18 protein-coding genes are annotated in these 20,351 nt (G+C 32.6%); 7 read left to right on the forward strand and 11 right to left on the reverse strand.

Features of this window, described 5'->3' with window-relative positions:
- Nucleotides 1–1,031 precede the first annotated feature (1,031 nt).
- Nucleotides 1,032–1,982 (reverse strand): cache domain-containing protein, encoded by a 951-nt coding sequence (locus tag F1Z66_RS14740; RefSeq protein WP_149864390.1) that lies wholly within the window; start codon nt 1,980–1,982, stop codon nt 1,032–1,034.
- Between the two features lie 166 nt (nt 1,983–2,148).
- Nucleotides 2,149–3,417 carry an alpha/beta hydrolase family protein gene (locus F1Z66_RS14745; RefSeq protein ID WP_159357598.1) on the reverse strand — a complete coding sequence of 423 codons (1,269 nt, stop codon included), beginning with the start codon at nt 3,415–3,417 and terminating at the stop codon, nt 2,149–2,151.
- A gap of 2,465 nt (nt 3,418–5,882) precedes the next feature.
- On the opposite strand from F1Z66_RS14745, the gene F1Z66_RS14750 reads away from it, so the two are divergent.
- Both F1Z66_RS14750 and F1Z66_RS14755 read left to right on the forward strand, forming a co-directional pair.
- A complete protein-coding gene (locus tag F1Z66_RS14750) occupies nt 5,883–6,239 on the forward strand; it encodes a hypothetical protein (protein WP_149864392.1) in 357 nt (118 codons plus the stop codon).
- Between the two features lie 172 nt (nt 6,240–6,411).
- Nucleotides 6,412–7,446 (forward strand): NosD domain-containing protein, encoded by a 1,035-nt coding sequence (locus F1Z66_RS14755; protein ID WP_149864393.1) that lies wholly within the window; start codon nt 6,412–6,414, stop codon nt 7,444–7,446.
- 152 nt (nt 7,447–7,598) lie between these two features.
- Here F1Z66_RS14755 and F1Z66_RS14760 read toward each other — a convergent pair whose 3' ends face one another.
- Nucleotides 7,599–8,279 carry a hypothetical protein gene (locus tag F1Z66_RS14760; RefSeq protein WP_149864394.1) on the reverse strand — a complete coding sequence of 227 codons (681 nt, stop codon included), beginning with the start codon at nt 8,277–8,279 and terminating at the stop codon, nt 7,599–7,601.
- A 290-nt stretch (nt 8,280–8,569) separates the two neighbouring features.
- On the opposite strand from F1Z66_RS14760, the gene F1Z66_RS14765 reads away from it, so the two are divergent.
- Nucleotides 8,570–9,148 (forward strand): hypothetical protein, encoded by a 579-nt coding sequence (locus tag F1Z66_RS14765; RefSeq protein WP_149864395.1) that lies wholly within the window; start codon nt 8,570–8,572, stop codon nt 9,146–9,148.
- 6 nt (nt 9,149–9,154) lie between these two features.
- On the opposite strand, the gene F1Z66_RS14770 is transcribed toward F1Z66_RS14765, so the two are convergent.
- Entirely contained in the window at nt 9,155–9,550 is a 396-nt protein-coding gene (locus tag F1Z66_RS14770) for a hypothetical protein (RefSeq protein ID WP_149864396.1), read from the reverse strand.
- Nucleotides 9,551–9,814: 264 nt separating this feature from the next.
- On the opposite strand from F1Z66_RS14770, the gene F1Z66_RS14775 reads away from it, so the two are divergent.
- The 3 genes from F1Z66_RS14775 (at nt 9,815) to F1Z66_RS14785 (ending at nt 13,060) form a co-directional block, all read left to right on the forward strand.
- Entirely contained in the window at nt 9,815–10,813 is a 999-nt protein-coding gene (locus F1Z66_RS14775) for a coiled-coil protein (RefSeq protein ID WP_149864397.1), read from the forward strand.
- 549 nt (nt 10,814–11,362) lie between these two features.
- Nucleotides 11,363–11,782, forward strand: a complete 420-nt coding sequence (locus F1Z66_RS14780) for a hypothetical protein (RefSeq protein WP_149864398.1) — start codon at nt 11,363–11,365, stop codon at nt 11,780–11,782.
- 99 nt (nt 11,783–11,881) lie between these two features.
- Nucleotides 11,882–13,060 carry a glycosyltransferase gene (locus F1Z66_RS14785; protein ID WP_149864399.1) on the forward strand — a complete coding sequence of 393 codons (1,179 nt, stop codon included), beginning with the start codon at nt 11,882–11,884 and terminating at the stop codon, nt 13,058–13,060.
- Here the strand turns inward: F1Z66_RS14785 and F1Z66_RS14790 are convergent.
- From F1Z66_RS14790 to F1Z66_RS14800, 3 genes are read right to left on the reverse strand one after another with little or no spacing between them, the layout of a single operon-like run.
- Nucleotides 13,013–14,269, reverse strand: coding sequence for a hypothetical protein (locus F1Z66_RS14790; RefSeq protein WP_149864400.1), 1,257 nt, complete (start codon nt 14,267–14,269; stop codon nt 13,013–13,015). The genes F1Z66_RS14785 and F1Z66_RS14790 overlap by 48 nt on opposite strands.
- A 47-nt stretch (nt 14,270–14,316) precedes the next feature.
- On the reverse strand, nt 14,317–15,300 hold the full coding sequence (locus tag F1Z66_RS14795) for a tetratricopeptide repeat protein (protein ID WP_149864401.1): 984 nt from the start codon (nt 15,298–15,300) through the stop codon (nt 14,317–14,319).
- Between the two features lie 58 nt (nt 15,301–15,358).
- Nucleotides 15,359–15,928, reverse strand: a complete 570-nt coding sequence (locus tag F1Z66_RS14800) for a glutamine amidotransferase-related protein (protein ID WP_159357599.1) — start codon at nt 15,926–15,928, stop codon at nt 15,359–15,361.
- 138 nt (nt 15,929–16,066) lie between these two features.
- On the opposite strand from F1Z66_RS14800, the gene F1Z66_RS14805 reads away from it, so the two are divergent.
- The gene (locus F1Z66_RS14805) at nt 16,067–16,354 is read left to right on the forward strand and encodes a hypothetical protein (protein WP_149864403.1); all 288 of its coding nucleotides are present in this window, start codon (nt 16,067–16,069) and stop codon (nt 16,352–16,354) included.
- A gap of 18 nt (nt 16,355–16,372) precedes the next feature.
- On the opposite strand, the gene glyS is transcribed toward F1Z66_RS14805, so the two are convergent.
- From glyS to F1Z66_RS15715, 4 genes are all read right to left on the reverse strand, one after another.
- Nucleotides 16,373–17,839 carry a glycine--tRNA ligase gene (gene glyS / locus F1Z66_RS14810; RefSeq protein WP_149864404.1) on the reverse strand — a complete coding sequence of 489 codons (1,467 nt, stop codon included), beginning with the start codon at nt 17,837–17,839 and terminating at the stop codon, nt 16,373–16,375.
- 284 nt (nt 17,840–18,123) lie between these two features.
- Complete coding sequence (locus tag F1Z66_RS14815; RefSeq protein ID WP_149864405.1) at nt 18,124–18,840, reverse strand: YsnF/AvaK domain-containing protein; 717 nt, start codon at nt 18,838–18,840, stop codon at nt 18,124–18,126.
- A 71-nt stretch (nt 18,841–18,911) separates the two neighbouring features.
- A complete protein-coding gene (locus F1Z66_RS14820; RefSeq protein WP_149864406.1) occupies nt 18,912–19,595 on the reverse strand; it encodes a DUF2382 domain-containing protein in 684 nt (227 codons plus the stop codon).
- Nucleotides 19,596–19,658: 63 nt separating this feature from the next.
- The gene (locus tag F1Z66_RS15715) at nt 19,659–19,832 is read right to left on the reverse strand and encodes a hypothetical protein (protein WP_154670577.1); all 174 of its coding nucleotides are present in this window, start codon (nt 19,830–19,832) and stop codon (nt 19,659–19,661) included.
- Nucleotides 19,833–20,351: the final 519 nt, after the last annotated feature.

Consider the following 20,351-nt stretch of genomic DNA (forward strand, 5'->3'; position numbering starts at 1 on the left):
TTCTCCTAAGAGACAGACCTGAAAAATACAAATACAAACCATAGCATATGTATTCTGAAGGTGTTCTGTTTCTCGTGTTCATAAAAGAGATGGGATATCTTCAAGCTATAAGATTTCCTTAAGTGAATAGAGCCCAATTAAAGAAGTATAACTAGACAAAAAAATCAAATAGGTCAGAGTGGCCAATACAGCTAAATATTCACACAAATAATTTTCATCATAAATATCGTCTGATGATGAGATATTTTTTGACTAGACTGTTTCAAGTTTGTCTTCACTGAAATAACAACTTTGAATTTAAAAGATAACGAAATGCCTACCGAAGAGATAAGGAAAAGGTTTGGCAGTTGTTTTAAAAAGAGTAACCCGCAACAATATTTCATTTTTATCTTAATTGAGAAAAATATAGGAAAGATATACTTCTCAAATCAATTGGGTATTCATGAAAGTGAATGTGGAGATTTCTATCAATGTTAAGAAATTGAAATTCCACAAATATTTCCTGACAGATCAGCTTTTTAAAGCGATATTCCTTGGCGCAAGTTGCAAAAGAATAATGGATGAAATTTATATCAATGTGAATCTAGTTTCTGACAGTATCCAAGTTGAAATTGATAATAAAATGAGCATTAGATGCATTATCCTAAGATATCGATCATTAAAACCTGTATTGAAATCTTTTGGAAAGATAATGAGATTAAGTGAATAGTAAAGTAAATAATTATTCAAAATCAATTAAAAGTCGAATTTCAAAGTCGCCAATACGGATATAGTTAACTGAGATAAACTCCACGAAAAAGTGGTTTACATAACTACAAGCATAATTTTATTGGATACTCAAACAAATTAATCAAATATCCACACATTATAGCCTCAATATAATAATAACAATTATGAGAATGGATTTTGTAGAATACAAGTATAATGTTTTATTTTAAGAGATTGGATAGCAATTCTTTAAATACTCTTATATTTTGTGAATACCCAGAAAAAATAAATAAAAAGAAGGGAAACTAGACTATTTTTGCGAACTAGCTTTTTGTTGCAATTGATAATAGTATCCATTTCGTTTGAGCAAAGTTAAGTGGGGCATAAGAAATGGTCATATTTTTCCCATCGACATTTTCCACAATGGATCCCAATTTCCCATTTTTAGCATTCTTAAAACTTTGAAGATCGTTGAATGAGTCCTGCTCAATTATAGTAGGTTGTGAATCAGATATTTTAGTGCCGTTATTATCTAAGAGAAGCAATCTAATATTATTTTTGCCTACTGACTCTGTTTTCAGTAATTCATTAAATTGACTCAGATTTAGTCCCAGTGCTAGCACTCCTATCAAAGTATTGTTTGCATCCTTTCCAGAAATAATCGGGCTAGCCAAAACAACAATTGGTTGACCAGTTGCAGCGGAGCTAATAACGTTGCTTAAATATGGATTTTTTGACTCCAGTGCACCGATAATGTGGTCCCGGTATCCATAGTTATATTTAGAACTATTTTCCTGAGATGAAGAAAAAGGTTCACTAAAATAAGTGTCACCATTAGGTAGCGTCATTCCTATGAACCATAGGTAAGGGTTGTTTGCGAGTAGGGCTTTTGCTTCATTTCTTCTCTCTGTATCTTGCTCACCAGGTATTCCTCGATACTTTTGTTGCATATCTTCAGTAATATTTTCCAAAGGGAAGTTTCCAAATGAATTAGTTAAATTCATTGATTGATAAGCAAGATTCATTATTTGCTTGATTTCTTGTTGTACTGATCGATATACTGTGGAAAGTCCCAGATTTTCTAACGTTTCAGTATTTGAGAAAGTAGATTGCAGTGAGTTTGTAATACTGGCATTAAAAGTTTTGTTTTCAGGCAAGGAGGTATTTGCCTGCGAGGATACATCTCCAATTGATGTCAATGCAAACAAGATTGTAAATGAGCCAAGCAATAGTATAGAGAACAATACTACTCTTGGTTGAGAATCTCTAATCATTGCGGTTATTCATAATTTGTTATTTATAAGATTTTATTTTTGGTTACGGGCGATATACAGGAAAGATTTTTCAGATGTAATGTCCTATGGATATTTATTAAAAATAGAAAAAAATTGTATCAAGAAGAAAAGTGGATTGTAGTATGACCCACAAATACCAATTATATCAAGCTTTTTGTTTAGAATGAGAGATCAACCATGAATATAGATCTGTCAATACCTTTGGATCGACGGGTCCTAATCCAGTTTGCCATTTTGATGAAGGGTAGAAAAAGTGTCCAAGGTTAGGATAAGTAATTAGTGCATGAGATGGATGATCAACTTCATCAAGTCTTTGGTGCAACAAGAGGCTTTGTTCAAGTGGAGTTGCACTATCATTTTCTCCCTGAAGTATTAGAATATTGATAGATTTAGAAACATTTCCGATTGTAATTAAATTAGGTTCTAATTCAGTCTCAGATTTGATCCACAAAGGACATCCGATTATATTATAGCATTTAGACAAATTAAACGATGTTTTGTTTTCATATTCTCCTAAAAGCAAAGGTTTGATTTGGGTGTCAATACTAAGGTATGTTGTTTTGTTACTTTGATTTTCTTGGTTGTTTTCTACACTATCCTTTATTGTAGTAACATTAATAGCATTATCTTTACTCAAGAGAAACGGATCTCTTATTACATCATCCAACAATGGATCTGATGCAATCTGTTCGATTGATACCATGCCCGCATGGTTAATGTCTAGTACCTGTTTTGCATAATTAGCCCGTAAATCTACAACTTGATAATAAAGTATATCTTTAATCAGGTTTTGGGCAACTGCCCCCATCAAAACAATATTCTTTACCTTTGCAGGATTATCAATGGCTACTCGTGGGACAATGACAGTACCTTCGCTGTGACCGACTATACTTATTCTATTTGGATCGATATCTGGCTGTTGGCTCAAAACATTCAAAGCTGTTTCTGCATCACTAATCAGATCTGTTACTGTCATATTTCCCCAAACATTCGAGTTCTGGATACTGAGGTTAGGCCCAACTCCTCTTTTGTCATAGCGAAGGACTTCAAACCCTCTTTCAGAAAGGTAATTTGCAATCTGCCAGAATGGCTTTACATGTTCATTTAGAGTAGAATTCATATCTGTTGCACCTGAGCCTGGGACAAGAAGCACTCCTGGAAATGGACCTTTGCCAATTGCAGGATATGATAACTGAGCTTCTGTAGTCACTCCATTGTCTAAATCTAATGTCAAATTTCTGTATTTGACAGTTTGAAGGTCATGTTGGGCAAAGGCTACAGGGAATGGCAAAAAAGTCCAGTTCATAGAGGTTGAAAAATGAGTCAACATTTCAAAAGACAAAATTAGTCCTAGGCCCAAGGCCATGACAAAAACAAAATTTTTGAAAGGTCTAAACAACAGTGATATCAACAAACTTTCATCATATAAAAATCATACATAATTTTGATCTCTTCCCATTAGAAGATTACCTGGCCTATATTCTTGTAAAATTTTGATAAAACCTTATTACCATAAACGTGTAACTCGATTCAGAGATTCCGTTATCAAAGTTCATTTCAGACGAATGGGAAAAAGAAATCAAAATATACTGCTAAAAGATATCTAATCTGAAATTTTTTCCTGGTTGTTTTTTTTTTTTGAAAAAACCCTAAAAAATCTCAATTCTCAAGTCAATTCAAGAAATATAACTAATGACATCTTAAAGTGAATTTTTATTTCATAAAAGCGCAAGTATGTGGTGGGGATTAGAACAGCGGTGTCCAATTGCGATTTTATTTACCATTTCTATTTATCCCACCACTGCAAGGTACGACAATCTCTTATCCCAGATACGTGCTACACAACCATTGAAATAGTTACTCGTATGTTGGAGGTCGTAAGAATAGCAGCTTTCTATACAAGACTTTGTGTGTTCGAGTAATCCACCTCACATCATCACCTATATAGTCATAAAGAAATATGATCCAAATATTATTTTCTATAATAATTTACTTTTATTAATATCAAAAAATTTTTAAGAATAAATTTATTAGAATAAAAATCATAAATTTGTTTCCTATTTTGATTAGAGGTTATCAATTATGAATCTACATGAATTAGAAATTTGATAAAGATTAAAGATAGTATGTTCCATTTTATTTTGCATATTTTATATCACAACCGTACAGTGCTCCGGCGATAGACACCACAATTAACTGTAAAGTAATCATCAACATTTAGTTTCAGTCCGATCTTAAATTCAAAAGAATCAACAATCTAGAATTGGACAGATGTAATATAAGTTTGATTAAGGTGGATCGGAAAAGAAAGCCGGAAAAAATGTCATCTGGTAACGAGAAATAAAATAGCCACATGTCTAAATTTGGTCTAAGAACAAACCAAAGAGTATTTTCTAAGACCGCTACTCTGTTTTCTTTTTAAGAATAAATTATTATTTTATTTGAGTTAATTAAATAATAGGATGGAAGCCTTCAATGGCTGTGATTTTTAGATATAACAAAAAGAAGCAATCAATGTTGTTCTGGTTATGAAAATAGAACTAACAAAGATTATTAAAAATTATCCTCTTTTAACTCAATAAAAAACAAAATAATGAAAATTCGCAATGGAATTTGGAAAAGAAATCATAGCGCAATTAAATTATGGCACAGACCACTCAAGTTAAATCTACCTTGCAAGTATCTGAGAGTCCCCCAAACCATTTGCTACTAACGAATACAGTAGAATATGTTAAGTTCAAGTTAGCAACAACTAGTACATAATTCTCATAGGATACAATATCAACATCTAATTAGGAAAATAATATTAATACACTTTAAAATAATGCCAACCTGTTTTATAATTGTACTTTTGCAAATGACATTAGCCTTTAGAGTTTGAATACCACAAACACACATTAAACAACACTCCCACAATCACTAACTAACAGAAGAAAAAAATTGAATCAAATGTAACTTTGGAACGCAACGTCTCATAATAATTTCCATCCGCTCATATCAACATCTCAAATCAAATTAAAATATCAGATGTTAGAACATGAAGCAATAGAACCGATAAAATAGCATCCTTGGTATAGGTTGTGATATATTTTAGATTTTAATTAATAAAAGAATCTTTCTATAGACTCAATTGTCAAAGAATAGTGGTAATTAGCCTCTTACAAATTAAAAACACCACTCCTTGATATATCCATATTTCTTATTTACCCACTAAGGAAGGAATTTCAGGTCTTGTCCATAGAGAAGGGAATCTAAAATAAGATTGGAAGAAAATATAATAACTGACAATTCTAATAGTATTTTGTACCTCATGTTGGTAATTGGACATGAGAGATTAATTTTACTTCATGTTTTTGTTTTTTACTTGCATCCTAGGGCATATAATGCAAACTTTTTTGCTATGATGATCCTGCATTAAGTAATTTTCAATAGAATTATACTCGGCTTGAACTTATATTAAAATATAGGAGACATCTTAATCATGTTTGATTAACTTAAAATAAATGATTTTTCAATTACAATTTTGGATAGAAATTTTACGGATTAAAAAGGAACATAGTTATTAAGGGCACGGTTGAACCTAAGATCGATAATTAAAGAGATTTCTTCGACATTTTTTACAAAGTACATAAAAATAGCTTTAGAAATGATTCAAGAAAACGAATCACCAGGTTAATGCTATTTAAAAATTTATGCAAATCATTGCATGCTTTAATATTAATGAGCCCTGAAATTATTGTTTTGAAGAGTTAAGAGATTCAGAAACCTATTCTTCAGAGTTAAATAACATTTATGCAATACAATTTAATTGTCTAATAATTACAAACGCTTGTTTCCAGCACCAATTTGTTTTTAATTTATGGTCTCCATTCACGATTTATGGGAGAACTAGATATAGGAAGAGAAAAGTACAGGTCACCATATATCGCTGTAGTAATTCCCGATAAAATAGACGGTAAGAGATTCAAACCAATCCCCATCGATTATATCAGTGGGGACAATAAAGAAGAGATATGTTTAATCAACGAAGGTTTAAAAATTGATTCTACTGGGATTTCAATTAAAGAAGTAATTGATGATTTTATTAATAAATTCCTAATGAATTGGAAAAACTTTAGAGAGCACAAGGTGGCGAAAAATTATCTATACATTAATGCACCCGACATCCTATCTGAGGAGTATGATATTACAAGAAAAAAATATCTAGATTTGGAAGAAAGCTACCTAAACAGATAATTAAATCTCAAAATGTCTTTATCCTATATGAATATTAATTCACCTTTCATCTATTTGATTTTATGGTAGCAAAATTACAAGGACAAATATTTGAAAAAGTATTACGTGTCTTGTACAGCATAAGAAAGTAAAGGGAATATTGATATAATATACTTAGTGTATTTTTTTATCCATGACTGGGACCGAAATTTGTGAGCGTAGAAATATAATAATAATTTGTTCCTTCTTTTGTTTTGTTTTATCATTTACGTATCTAACCCCATCAATTTATCCAATTTTTGTATGGGGTACCATCAATAACAATCCAGATGATACTAACCCAAATGATACGGATTTGCAAAGAAATATTATTACCAGTCAAAATACAGGTAATTCAAATGATAATACAAATCCAAGAGATCAAATCACTAAAGACCAAATTGAATCAAATTCTTTAACTAGTCAAGAGGATGATAGACCTGATGAGAATGGGTTAAATCAACCAGAAACAACAAATTTAGCATCTTCTCCCTCACAGAGATCACAAACTACTGCAGATGAAACTCATCCAGCATGCGGTCAGATTGTTCAAGGTAATATAAAACTGAATTCAAATTTAATTTGTAAAGGGGATGGAATCATTGTTGGAGGCAATGACACTACTATTGATCTGAATGGATATTCACTCAAAGGGCCAGGTATGAATAGTAACAAAGTGGGAATAATGATAGGCGGTCAAAATAATATCACAGTCATCGGTAATGGCATAATCTCGGGATTTCAGTCAGGCATTTATGTTTCTGGCAGTACTAAAGTTGATTCACATGAACTTAGTGTTAACAACAACAAAGTTGCCTTTTATGTCACCGGTGCTCAACAGCCAAGAATATCATACAACATGGTTAACAACAACACTATTGGAGTAGCTTTACATTCATCCAACGACGCTCAGGTTTCTTATAATCAACTTAGTCAGAACCGGCTTTCTGGTATTACCTTAATTAATACAGGAGAGTCAGTAATTCATGGGAATAACATACTCAATACAAGTAATGGAATATTTTTGGATACTCAGAGTTCTTCAAACAAGGTTGATTTTAACAACGTTTTCAATAATATTTTAGATATTAACAATGCAAATAATCTTCCAATAAACATTAACGATAACCAATATACAAACAACAACTGTCAAACCAGTCTGCCGTCAGGTTTGTGCATAGGCAGATAATAAAGATTACGATAAGGTTTATTATAAATAAACAGTGTAAACAGATTTTCTAGATTTGGTTCCTTCTAGCATCTATTTAAGAAATAAAAATTAATAAAATCAAAAATAGAGATTTTCACATCTCTTCATAAATTTTCTTTACGTTTTCTTTACTATTGGGTTTGATTTTCTGTTTGGTTCATCATAGGCATTGAAGTCATATTTCCTCCGTCTAGTTGAATAGTCATATTTCCATTTCCATTTCCATTTCCAAGATTAATATTCCTCATCACATTTTCCATCATTAGTGGTATCCACTTGTCCATGAATTTTGAATCCTCCATCATAGCATTCATAGTTTTCATTTCTTTTTCTGGTGATAAAATGAGCCCGTAAATAGGAGATTCTCCAAAGTGATTGTTAATCATGGATGGGTCTAGTACCATGCCAAGAGTATTGTTGCTGTATTCTGTCCAGGTAATTGGCACGTTAGAAACGGGACCGTCTTTCATGGTTATTGTTACAACACCTTTAATTACAGTGTCATTCCCCTGTTTTTGAACGTCGTTAACGGTCGCATTTGTTATTTGATGCATATGAGGAGCAGATCCATTTTTCAGAACCATGTCAAAAGTAGAATGAAATCCTGAATCAGTCAAGTTTGAAGGATTATAATATCCCATCCAATGCCCTGCCAATACCCAGTCATTGTTTATGCTAGATATGGGACCATAACCATATTCATAACCAGAAACCCCCGTTATTCCGTAAGAGTTTGATGCAGTAATTGAAAGTAAGGTGCCAGCGATTAAAAATGTGCTAAGTATTCCAATAAAGTTTGTGCGATCAGACACACTTGGACTATAATCAAAATCCTCTATAAAGTTTTATATAACAAATTTACCTTCGTTTGCAACACTAGAATACTCCAATTGCTAATTCCGGTGATAGCCATATTAAATCTTAAAGACATTAAAAGTATTTAAAAAAGAATTAATAAGATACAAAGAACAAGCTATTGTATTTTGTTAATTGGCAGAGAGACATAAGAATTTCAACTATAAATGGAAGAAAAGTGGTTATAAAAAAAGATAAGCCAATTAAGAGTTTGAATGAGCAGGTCTTGGTATTTATATTCACATTTATGTCACTGGTACTTTTGCATCCCACCCGGCCATTAAGAACCGGAACAAATTTGCTAAAAAATGAGGGATTTCTAAGTAGGAAAAAACTGTCACAAATTGGCATACTAACTCCTCAGCTAATACAAATCGACAATGACGTTATAATTGAGGAATTCATAGAAGAAGGTAATCTTTATACTTTTTTGGATAGAAACAACGATATGAGTTTCGCGTTTCGAGTTGGCAAAATAACAAGAAAATTACATGATGCCGGGTTCTGCTTCATTGACAACAAAGCCCAGAACTACCTAATTAGAGATTCACAAATTTATAGAACCGATTTGGGGCTAATTCAGAATCAGGCAACAGAATATATGAAAAGCCTTGATATAGGGATTTTTCTTGCCAGCTTACTGGACCTGGGTGACGGGAAATATCAGCAAATCGAAAATTTCTTTTTGAAAGGATATAGGAACAAAGATAGTTCCAAATTTGTAATGCCTTACCTTTCAATAATCATAAGAAATATCGCTTCGTTAGTGCTGTCATCGAATCACAATAATTTAGCAAAAAACTTGCTTGCAAAATCAGAAATATAATTAATTTTAGATTGGTGGTAATTCCACCTTTTTGTCAAACCCACCGGACCCAAACTTACAGTAAAAGCATTTGTCTGACATCATATATGGAATTTGTTGAATTACCACTGCACCCAGTTTTAAGGCAATCTTTGTTATTATACGATATTTTAAAGGCATAGCAGGGATTACTTCCTTGAAATACACATTATAGTGATCAGGGCAGAACTTTAGAGTAACATTTGAAGATGGTTTCTTATCGACATCGACATTCTTACTATTTGTATTCAGTGTTTTGGCAACATTGATTTGCTCTCGAATATACTCGTGTTTTGGACAAGGACAATCCTTACCGCCTGGATGTTTATATGCAGGAGTATTTTTCCAATCAAATCCTGGAAAATCTTTATCAAAATCATCCATTTGTACTCAAGTTTTATTCCACAAGATAGAATATAAATATATGTGTAGATATGGTTAGAATTATTAATCATTAAAGAATCGGTATTAGTTTGTATTAACTCTGGGATTGTTTTTCTATGATTTATCAAATATTTTTGCTTGATTTTGCGATCGATTGCAAATATTGACTATTCAAAGAAGGTAGAAGTTGATTATTATTCAAATTTACTTAGACCAGAATGAGAAAAAATATATTTTTCCACCTATTAACAGGTTATAAGCGGCGTGGTTCAAGAACAGAATAGTGGAAATTCAGCTACAGCTCCGTCTGCTGCAGCTTCAGCTTCTACGACAAAAAAAGACATTAAATCAGACAGCACAATAGACTCAAATCAAAAGACATTATTAGAGTTTAAAAAATCTCTAATCGAAGAGCAAAAAATTGGAGAAAGCGAAATAGAAAAGATCAATCAAAAAATTGAGGATACCAAGAAGATAATTGATGAGGAACGTGTGAAATTGGAGGCCGAAAGGCTGAAATTAAAACAAATTAACGAGGCAAAAGATGCAGATTATGCCAAGTTTACAGAACTCAAGAATAATTTAATTGAAGAAAGAAAGAGAATGAAAACCCTTGATTCAAAGGCTTCCAGTGGAGGACCTAGATCAAGACGTGATAGATATAACATTTCTAATTTAACAAAAGCTTTGGAACAAATTGAAAAGGATATTCAAACAAAGAAATTATCTAAAGATGAAGAAAGAAGGTTAGTATTAAAATCCAAGGAGATTGCTACTAGACTGCATGCTTTAAAGGTGATTCACAAAAAGGAAGACTCTTACAAATCATTAGCAACAAAATTTGAGGACATCAAAGGTAGAATGAATGAAATCTTTGACCAAAAGGCAGATGTAGGTAAAGTTATAGGCAAAATAAAAGCGAATCTAGATGAACTACTAAACAAAAGGGAAGACCTGTACGAAGAGAGACGAGGTGTAATTCACAAAGTAAGAGAAGCCGCGGCGAAAATAGAAATGGTCGACACGCAATTAAATGCAATTGAATTTAAAAAGAATAGACTTCAACACTCATCTGAAAGACAGAGACGATATAACACAGATAGAAAAAGCAAGCACGAGATACCCCAAGACAAGATGCGTAAGAATAAAGAGAACCAAGACTTGTGGAACTCATTAAAGGAAGTCGCTTTAAAGAAAATGTCTAGCGGCGAAAAACTTACCTTTGATGAAATGAAACTGATTTATGCCGAGGATTCGGACTAGATTAAAAGTCGAGAAAACTCCCTATTTTTTGGAATCCAGAGCCTTTTGGGCAAAGACAGTCTACTCAAAATCAGTTTTTTCCAAAAGTCAGACAAAAAAACTATTATTATATTGCATTTATACTTACATATACAACATTTACCAGAAATTATTCCACGAGGATTTCAAATCATCACCAGAATGGACCACGATTGCGCAATAGAAGATAAATTAATATCACTAACACTCGAGCAGTAGAAGACAAAAATACGCGGTAGTATTTATCAAGTTTGAAATTCAAATCAAATCGGCTTCCAATTGCTCGTAGAACAATATTAGCTATGATGGTCAAATCCTTATTTTTGAAACTCCAATAAACTACGATACAATAGGTTTTATTTAGTTTTGAACTGCTTAATATCAAATCAAATGGGAAAACAGTCCTTGTAACTTTTTTTTTAAATTTTCTCTGGCTACGAATCATTATCAATTTTATTTTCAAACTTACCCATGTCATATTACAACATGTCTTAACATGTTGTAATATTTAAACATGTTGAGTGATCATAAATGTCATGTGACAAAAGATTAAAAGACAGTCAAACATGTGTTATCTGTATGCCTGTAAGGCGTGGAGGAAGGAATGTCGTAACTGTAGAGATTTTTATTGAAAATTATGAAAAAATGAAACAAAGGGCGATACAAAAAAGGCTAAACATAAAGGAGTATGTAAATGATTTCCTACAATTATATCTAGAAAAAGAAGAGTTTCTTTCCAGGGTTGCACCATCCCTTTCCGTCGATTCTTATGAAGGAAACAGGATTACACTAAAGGATACAAATAAGAAAGTATTAGTAGATGTATTTTACAGCAACGGCGAGTTGCAATGTGACGTGGATCAATCAAATAACTGCATACATACAAAATTCATTTGGATGATCCCAGAAATTTCCAAAATAAAAACTAACGATACTAGAATAAAAGAATAATGAATTTCAGAAATTTAAAATGATCAAAATAATTAAAAAAGGGTTCATTTAAAAATAACCTTTAGCCCCACTTAACACTTTTTAATCGCTTTAAAATTCGTGAATACAGTGCATAGGGTTTATCTAGCGCCATATGGTGTAGGCTTAGGTCATGCAAGTAGACTTACATTATTGGCTCAAAATCTGAATCAACCCGGCATTCAATTTGTTTTTTCATCCTTTGGCGAAGCATATAACTACATCAGAGGATTAGGATTTAGATGTAACTTAGTACCTCCAGTAGAATTTCTGTGGGGAAAGAATGGAGAATTCTCAGTAAAAAACAATATCCAAAAGATCCCGCAATGGCTTGTTAACCTCCCATTACAAATCAATATGGAAATAAAGTATTTGATGGAATTTAATCCTAGAGTTATAATATCAGATTCTAGGCTGTCACCTCTTATTGCTGCTAATATCCTAGACAAGCCACGAATTCTAATCATAAATCAAATAAAGCTACTTTTAACTCCAAGATTAAGAGATTTTAAGGCGGCTAGATTGTATGAAACTTGTAATGGTGAACTTATGGGAGGGATGTGGAACATTGCAAATAGAATTTTGATTCCAGACCTGCCTTCACCATTTACAATTTCGGAAGAAACAATATCCACCGTTAAATCGATTCGAAATAAGATGAATTATATAGGTTTTATAACCCCTAGAAATAAAGTCCTAGATAAAAATATTGAGACCACAAAGAACCAATTAGGAATAGACTCGAAAAAGCACACAATTTTTGTTCATATAAGCGGCCCCAAAGATACAAGACTGCCCATCATAAAAACATTAATAGAAATTCTTAAATTCCAACCTAATCTGCAAATTATTGTTTCTGAAGGCAAGACCGGTGGAAGTACTATTCCACAGAGAATAAACAGTAACATTTGGTATTATGAATGGTGTCCAGTTAGAGATGAGATTATGACATTATCAGATGCACTAATAATACGAGGAGGTCATACTGCCATATCTCAAGCAATACAATTTGGCAAACCCTTTGTTTCGATTCCTATCGAAAGTCATGGAGAACAGTTATCAAACTCAAAAAAAATTGAAAAACTTGGGATAGGTATATCGATAAATCCAAAGGCAATTACGTCACAAAATGTGATTCGAAATTTGAATAAAATAATCTATGAAGATACATTCCAGAAGGAGATGGAAAAAATAAGAAACATAAGCAATAAATTAAATGGAATCGAAAATATCAAAGATATCATCCTTACCTATTCTTAATTTGAATTTCCTATATCTTGTATTCAAATCCTTTAGAGTTTGAATCAATTTTGGCGCAAGCGAATCAATTTTTGGATTACGCTCATATATAGTCATTTGTGCTATTTCACGCTCATCAGTTTCCATTTCCAAGTCAAGGATTCTTAACTCATATAAACTGGTCCTAAAGTCATCGAAGGTATAATTAAACAAAAGTGGAGTTACCAGTGTTTTATCAGAGTTTTCGAACTGCGAATAAACTTTTTCTATATACCATACAGGATGAACGAATGTGACTATCGGTAAAGCAATTTTATTATGGCCCAACTCCAACTTTGATAAAAGACTGTAAACCAAAATTTGATACTTGGACCATAATAAAGAGTTATAGGATACCCCTCCTCGAGTTGGATTTTGGTGGGACGAAAATAACTCTTGATAAACATTTGGTAAAAGGTCCCCTATTGAGAACAAATAAAATTCATAAATTCCTTCAGTGTTCCTTTTGGCATAGTATTCATAGGCTCTAATTAAGATCTTCAAATGATCCCTATGCAAGTAATACAAAATTGGAATGGGTTTATACCCCGACTTTAGAATGGATACAAAACTAATGATCGAAATTGAATCAAAAATTGGACATATTATTGAATCTTTTAGATAATTAAGTGGAATACTGTGTGTCCCTTTAAAAACAAGCAGACTTATGTATGTTAGTTTCGGACCTATTATGATATACAATATGCGATCAGCTTCGCTTTCAGCCTCTACCCTAACTAGCCCACGCGAACTAGATGATAATTCACTTTGTAGATGAAACTCTAAATCATAAAGATTATACAAACGATTACGACTCTTATTTGACAAGGAGTGCAATGAAGATACCTTCAAGAAATATTTTTCTTTATCCAACATTAGTTTTAGTTGAATCAAAGCACTTTTCTTTGCTAATGTGTCAAAATCAGTTTTAACTGGTGTTCCTATTAAAATGTAGGCGATCCCAGACAGAAATTTGAGTACATTTACTGAATCGACTAATTTAAGCCTATTTTTCATTGTTATGAAAATAAAATAATCTTGATTTTTTATCGAGTGATATTCATAACCGTGTATTTCAAGCAGAGATTTTATTGATTTTATAATGATCCTTATAAATGGTTCAGTTTTAAAAATAGGTTCGATTATGATAACCTCATCACAGGTTGAAAAATTTTCTCCTCGACGAGACAATTTATTTAACTATGTCAATAAAAGATTGAGACATACAACAAAGAGTATCAAGATTCGATAAAGTTGACAATATTTGTTTTATCGCTAGCGTCTGGAACATGTTTTATATACTGCTTAAAAGATTCTTTTGCAGACGCGTCATCACCCAAATACATGTAATCGAGACCCAGGTTCTTGTATATTGGTCCATATCTTGACGGATTAATTCGTAAAGCTTCTAAATAATGTTTTTTAGATAATTCATAGTTGCCTTTCTTCAAATAGTAATTTCCAAGCCCCCTATGTGCTAGATAAAAATTTGGATTAATCTCAATAATCTTCTCATAGTAGTCTACACATTGTACGTTATCCTGCTCATTTAGAATCCCAGCTAGAAGGAGTAGCAATTGCGGATTCTCTTTTGCGTCCGGAATCTCATCCAATGTCTTTTGCAAGAGATCAAATGCTTCTTGAGATTTTCCTTGTATTTTAAGCAATTCGGCCTGATACGTCCTTTTGTTTGAATCTTCAAACTGGAACTTTGAATTCTTAAGTATATCTTTAACCTCTTCTGGATAAACTAGAATTGTGAGGCAGTCATCCTGGATCCATTCAGAAATAAATTTCTCTTCCGGGATTGCCCCAATTGAGTCAGGTTCAGGAATATAAGTGATAAACCGTCTTTCATCTTCGTCATAACCATTAACAATTGTTGCAAACTGCATCAAGTTGCCGATCCCAGGGAGTATAACTATAAGTGGGAGCCCTTGATTGATTCGCAGTTTCAACTCCGAAATTGTTCCCTTGTAAATTTTAAAGGAGAATTTAAACTGTTCAGAGGCTATATTTAGCCCTTCCATAATAATGCTTCCTCCAAAGTCTTTATACAGTTTAGATCTAGATTCGATAACTCCAATGGGTGGCTCTTCTCCCCAGAATCGGGTAAGGACGTTAAGTACAAGCGGATATACATTAATATCTTCAGTTTTATTTACTAGCGGAAGCGGTATTTGCTGTTTGTTATAGTCATCCCTATCTTCGTTCTTGTACATAATTCAAATAAACAGGCTAGCAAATAAAAATCATAACATTCTGTGAAACGATTTTTAATTAGCGGATTTTGAGAAAGTTTTCTATTAGATCCCTGCCAGGCTTTCCGCTCCTTTCAGGATGGAATTGAGTGCCATAAATTGGCTTATTTTTCAAACAAAACAATTCATTCGTACATGAAATAGACTTTCCTAAAAGTTTGAAATCTGGCGATAGCACGGAAATACAGAAATTATGACTTTCATACATCTCCATTTCATCGTATCCTTTGATGATTGGGTCCTGTTGAACAACTTTGATGTTGATTAAATCCCGCACTTTACCCATACGTTTCAAAGTACATCCCAAAGTTAAAGCCAGAATTTGCGCACCGTAGCAAATTCCTAACAGAGGCTTATTTAACACCAGAGCACCCTTAACGATCCTAGAGTTTACCTTATTAATTACAGTGGAATTCCTTTGTCTTCCGGAAAGGATTACGTTATCAAAATTCTCTAAAAAATCTAAATGAGTATCTATGGCCAGTATTTCATCGCAGTTATAACATTCCGCCTCATTTCCAAAATCATTTAATATTTTCTCAATATCTACAATAAAGGGAGAAAAATTGTTGATTAAAAGAGTCTTCAAGTGCGTTTTGATAATAGTTAGATCGCAAAATATTTGTAGTTTTGCCTTCACTACTTTTTAAAAATAGAATAAACCTTATCTAGATTCCATAACAAAAGCAAATTATAAATCATAATTCGTTGTTCCCTCTACAAAAAGATGAGAAAGAGAAAACCAATACTTTTAGTTGACGATTCGCCTGCCTCCAGAAGAATCCTAAATTTATTTACCGAGAACAAAATAGAATTCGTCAAGTATGATATTCGCAATTTTGAGATAAGTTGCTGCGGAGAATTACCTACTACAAAGGCACCTTCTGTTATTGCTACGGAGGGAATTTTCAAAGGTGAATCGTTGGCATCGAGTTATGTGGAGTATGCCAAGCATAAAAAAACCCATATTGAAAAAACAAAAAAGCCTTTAGAAGACGATAGTTCGTATTGGTAATTATTAATCTGTGAGCAATTAACTTGAGTAATCGTTTATATTATTATACAAAAAGGACTTTACGTCACTCATTTTAATTCGATCCTGTTGCATAGAATCACGATATCGTACTGTCACAGTCTCATCCTCCAAGGTTTGATGATCCACAGTAAATGCAAATGGTGTGCCTATTTCTTCAAGTCTTCGATAACGTCGTCCTATTGATCCAGATTCATCATAAAAGATATCGAAATCTCGTTGGATGTTTTTTAACAGCTTTGATGCCTTGTCTTTAAACTCAGGTTTACGTAATAACGGTAATACTCCCGCATGTACAGGGGATAGATAAGGTTTCAACTTAAGAACAGCCCTATCGTCATTCTCTCGATCCACAAAATAAGAATGTTCCATTATCGAGTATATACATCTGTCAACCCCTAAAGATAATTCGAAAACATGAGGTAAAACTTTTGAATTGTCATCCATCACCTCAAGATTAGTCTTACTTGTAGTCGAATGAGATTTTAAGTCATAATCGGATCTATAATTACATGCCACAAGTTCAAGCCATCCAATAGATGTATCAACTTCGAAATCGAAAGCGATCGTAGAGTAAAATGCCTTTTCCTCATCTGAAAGCTTTCGTAATCGAGTTCTATTCTTATCAATTCCCGTTTTATCAAAAAACTCTACCAATAACGCTAAATAGTAACCAATTAACTGATTGGATAAGATTTTTTGGTCTATGGCTTCTTGAACTGTCAATTCTATAATCTTTTGATCATAAAACCTTAATTTCGTATTTTTAATTTCATCATATCGAGGTTGATTGTCTAATTGAGAAGGATTACAAAACACTTCAATTTCGGCCTGGTAAAATTCACGAAGTCGCAACAATCCCTGACGTGGAGATATTTCATTCCTAAAACTCTTTCCAACCTGAGCTATTCCAAGTGGAAGTTTTCCACGACTAACTTTATAAATTCTTGAAAAATCTACAAATATTGACTGACAAGTTTCAGGCCTCAAATAGGCCTCATCGTGATTTGGACCAATTTCAACTTTGAACATCATATTGAATCTCTCGGCAGGAGAAAATTCTCCTTTGCACAAAGGACACCTTAATCCATATTTAGAAATTAGTTCATTTACCCCCTCATTAGCCATTCTCTCTGGAACTTCAAGGTTAGCTTCCTCTTGAATCAACTTATCAGCCCTAAAAGAACTAAGGCATTTCTTGCACTTTACAACCGGATCTGTAAAGTTTGAAAGGTGACCAGACGCCATAAAGACATTCTTGCTCATAATTTGAGATCCATCTATTTCCAGCATATTATCTCGTCTTACTAATTCACGTCTCCATAATTCAAGAAATTTGTTCTTAATTTTGACTCCATTTGGCCCATATTCCCAGAACCCAGCGCTAGCATCTGAATATAATTCACTGCTTGGAAAGTAAAATCCTCTTTCTAATGAGAGTTGGATAATTTGATCATAAGTGTTCATCTGCAGATAACCATATTAAAAAATTCGGATCCTTAAATCTATTTGTGACATAGAAAAATTACAAATCACCAAAAAAAATATAAAAATTCTGAATATATTGAAGTATATTTGCTTTAATTTAGTTAATTATAAAAATTTTAATAACTTTGCTTTGTAATGATATCAAATTACCTATTGTTAGATCTTGCTGCAAAAGTATTGAGACGGATTTAATTACGTCTTAATAGCGATAATCAGGTGTCTCCAAATATAGGACTAAAGTTCTATATCTGAGAGAAAAGTGTCTAGGGTCGGGTACTGCTAGACTGCTCATTATCATAGTTCAATGTTTCGTTTGTCACCTCGGTAGTTATTGTTTTAGTTTCTTTTACAGGACGTTTCTTTATTATAACTTCTTCGCGTATATACGGGTTTTTAATTATTACAGGTACCTCCCTCTTTAGAGGGATTGAAATTTGAGTTCTTGTTGTTACTGGCTTTTCAACCTGAGGAGATCTATTTTGCTGGATTTCAGTACTTGCATATGCTTGTTTGTCTTCTGAATTGTACGGTATTCGTTCTATTGTTACCTTTTCGTAAGTTAACTCAATTTCAACCGTTTTTGTTTCTTTAATTGGATCCTTAATTACATCAACCTTATCTTCAACTATTTTCTTTGAAATTTGAAGGTCCTCACTAATCAATGGAATTTTAGTTTGCATTTCCTTTGACATATCAGAGGATTTAAAGGTAGAGTAATCCTTGAACTTTGGTTCATCTTTTTCTTCATAACCAAAGAGATCATTTTCGTCAACTTTAACTTTCAAAGTTTCACCATCAAAATTTTCTACTGTAGAAATAGGAATGATATATCTTTTTTTGTTGAGTAATCCTTTCTGAATAATTACAAAATTATCTCCAACTTGAACAACTTCTCCAAGGTCCAGGCCACCTGTTCCTATAACCTCTTTTTTAACGACATTATTCCAGTTTATATCGTCCTTCTTGTTACTAAGATTCATATTTCATATTAATAACATGATATATAAAATAATATGCATTTGCTTTTAGAAATATTTAAAAAACCGTCAAATTATATGAATTCCTCTTTGTAATTACCAGGGAATTTTATAGTCAGTTTATCTTTTTTCAATTCTACATCAATTTTTCTTTTCTCATGAACTTCATATTTTTTTAATTCGATTTCTCCCAATTTGACCAATCTCTTGTTTATCGTTAACTCTTCACCCCATAATTCAATTTTATTGAGGTCTTTCATGTTACTACTCGAGTTATCACATAATGGAACAATTTTTTGATTGACTATATTTTTTTCATGATCTGACGGATGATGTTTAACGTTACGGATTTCTACTTTACTTTCAGAAGTTTTATTAGCATTGTCAGCATCCGCAACAACAGTCCGTTCACTTACAAATACGTCAGACAACTTGTTCTTTAACTTGGAAAATATTTCTACAATTTCATTTTCGTCAAAATAGTCTAATGACTTGCCATTTACAAACAATTCCTCATGGCGAACTGGAATTTCAATCTTTTTCTTTGACGTTACCCATTTTTTTTCTATTTTTAAATGCCCACTTTCTTCCCTCTTGGTTATATCAAAATTTTCGCTGTAAAGGGGAATCTTACTAACCAATTCCTCGGTCAATATCAGGATACTGTCTTTTACGGAGTCTATTTCACCAGATTTTTGTGAAATATGGTTATTAGCTACCTTAATACTAGAATTTTCACTATCAACTCCCAGAGTCATTTGCTTGTTCTAAACAATTTAAGCCACCATCAGTATATACATCTTTTATCACAAAATAATAAATCAGGCTTTGATCTTTGGATCAGCAATTGAAGCTTCGTAATTAGTGTGCTTGAAGTCTCTTGCCTTAATGACTATAGGATAAGTCTCAAATACCAATTCATGATGATTGTCTAAATTCAAAAATATTTTGCGGTTCTTATTCTCCCCAACATGTTCTTCTTTGATTTTAATCATCTAAAACTCAATTGATTGCAAACTAAATAAATATAATTGATAATCTTTATCTTTTGGGAAGATATTCCATTTGGTAAGAGTAGATATACAACTTATCAGTAGGAAATGTATTAGCAGTTAAAAGTATATCTTTTATTCATCATAAATAAAGGTTTTTCAAGTATATGTTAGACGTATTATTTAAAATTGACATAGGTAATCTTCGTCTTTTAGGGTAGCAAATAATAAAGGCATCGATATTCAACTACGAGTATGTTGCCTTCTCACACCATTAGTTTAGAACTCCTATTTATTTCTTATAATCGAATTTTCGGCTCTGTTCATTTAAGGAATTCTTATAGCTTGAAGATGCTTTATCTCCTTTATGTTTACCAGAAATAAAACACCTTCATAGTATGTTTACTATGGGTTGCATTTGTACTTTTCAGGCCTATCCTTAAGGAAAGCCTCGGAAAGATTATCTCAGATATACAAGAGAAATCACGTTTCCATTTGGAATTGGATTCAAAAGTACAAGCC

Origin of the sequence: Candidatus Nitrosocosmicus agrestis (genome assembly GCF_008389435.1) — an archaeon.
Classification (GTDB): Archaea; Thermoproteota; Nitrososphaeria; order Nitrososphaerales; family Nitrososphaeraceae; genus Nitrosocosmicus; species Nitrosocosmicus agrestis.

Coding starts and splice junctions, on each gene's coding strand:
- F1Z66_RS14740 (WP_149864390.1), bottom strand. CDS start 1,982: ATGATTAGAGATTCTCAACCAAGAGTAGTATTGTTCTCTATACTATTG.
- F1Z66_RS14750 (WP_149864392.1), top strand. CDS start 5,883: ATGGGAGAACTAGATATAGGAAGAGAAAAGTACAGGTCACCATATATC.
- F1Z66_RS14755 (WP_149864393.1), top strand. CDS start 6,412: ATGACTGGGACCGAAATTTGTGAGCGTAGAAATATAATAATAATTTGT.
- F1Z66_RS14765 (WP_149864395.1), top strand. CDS start 8,570: ATGTCACTGGTACTTTTGCATCCCACCCGGCCATTAAGAACCGGAACA.
- F1Z66_RS14770 (WP_149864396.1), bottom strand. CDS start 9,550: ATGGATGATTTTGATAAAGATTTTCCAGGATTTGATTGGAAAAATACT.
- F1Z66_RS14780 (WP_149864398.1), top strand. CDS start 11,363: ATGTCATGTGACAAAAGATTAAAAGACAGTCAAACATGTGTTATCTGT.
- F1Z66_RS14795 (WP_149864401.1), bottom strand. CDS start 15,300: ATGTACAAGAACGAAGATAGGGATGACTATAACAAACAGCAAATACCG.
- F1Z66_RS14805 (WP_149864403.1), top strand. CDS start 16,067: ATGAGAAAGAGAAAACCAATACTTTTAGTTGACGATTCGCCTGCCTCC.
- glyS (WP_149864404.1), bottom strand. CDS start 17,839: ATGAACACTTATGATCAAATTATCCAACTCTCATTAGAAAGAGGATTT.
- F1Z66_RS14815 (WP_149864405.1), bottom strand. CDS start 18,840: ATGAATCTTAGTAACAAGAAGGACGATATAAACTGGAATAATGTCGTT.
- F1Z66_RS14820 (WP_149864406.1), bottom strand. CDS start 19,595: ATGACTCTGGGAGTTGATAGTGAAAATTCTAGTATTAAGGTAGCTAAT.
- F1Z66_RS15715 (WP_154670577.1), bottom strand. CDS start 19,832: ATGATTAAAATCAAAGAAGAACATGTTGGGGAGAATAAGAACCGCAAA.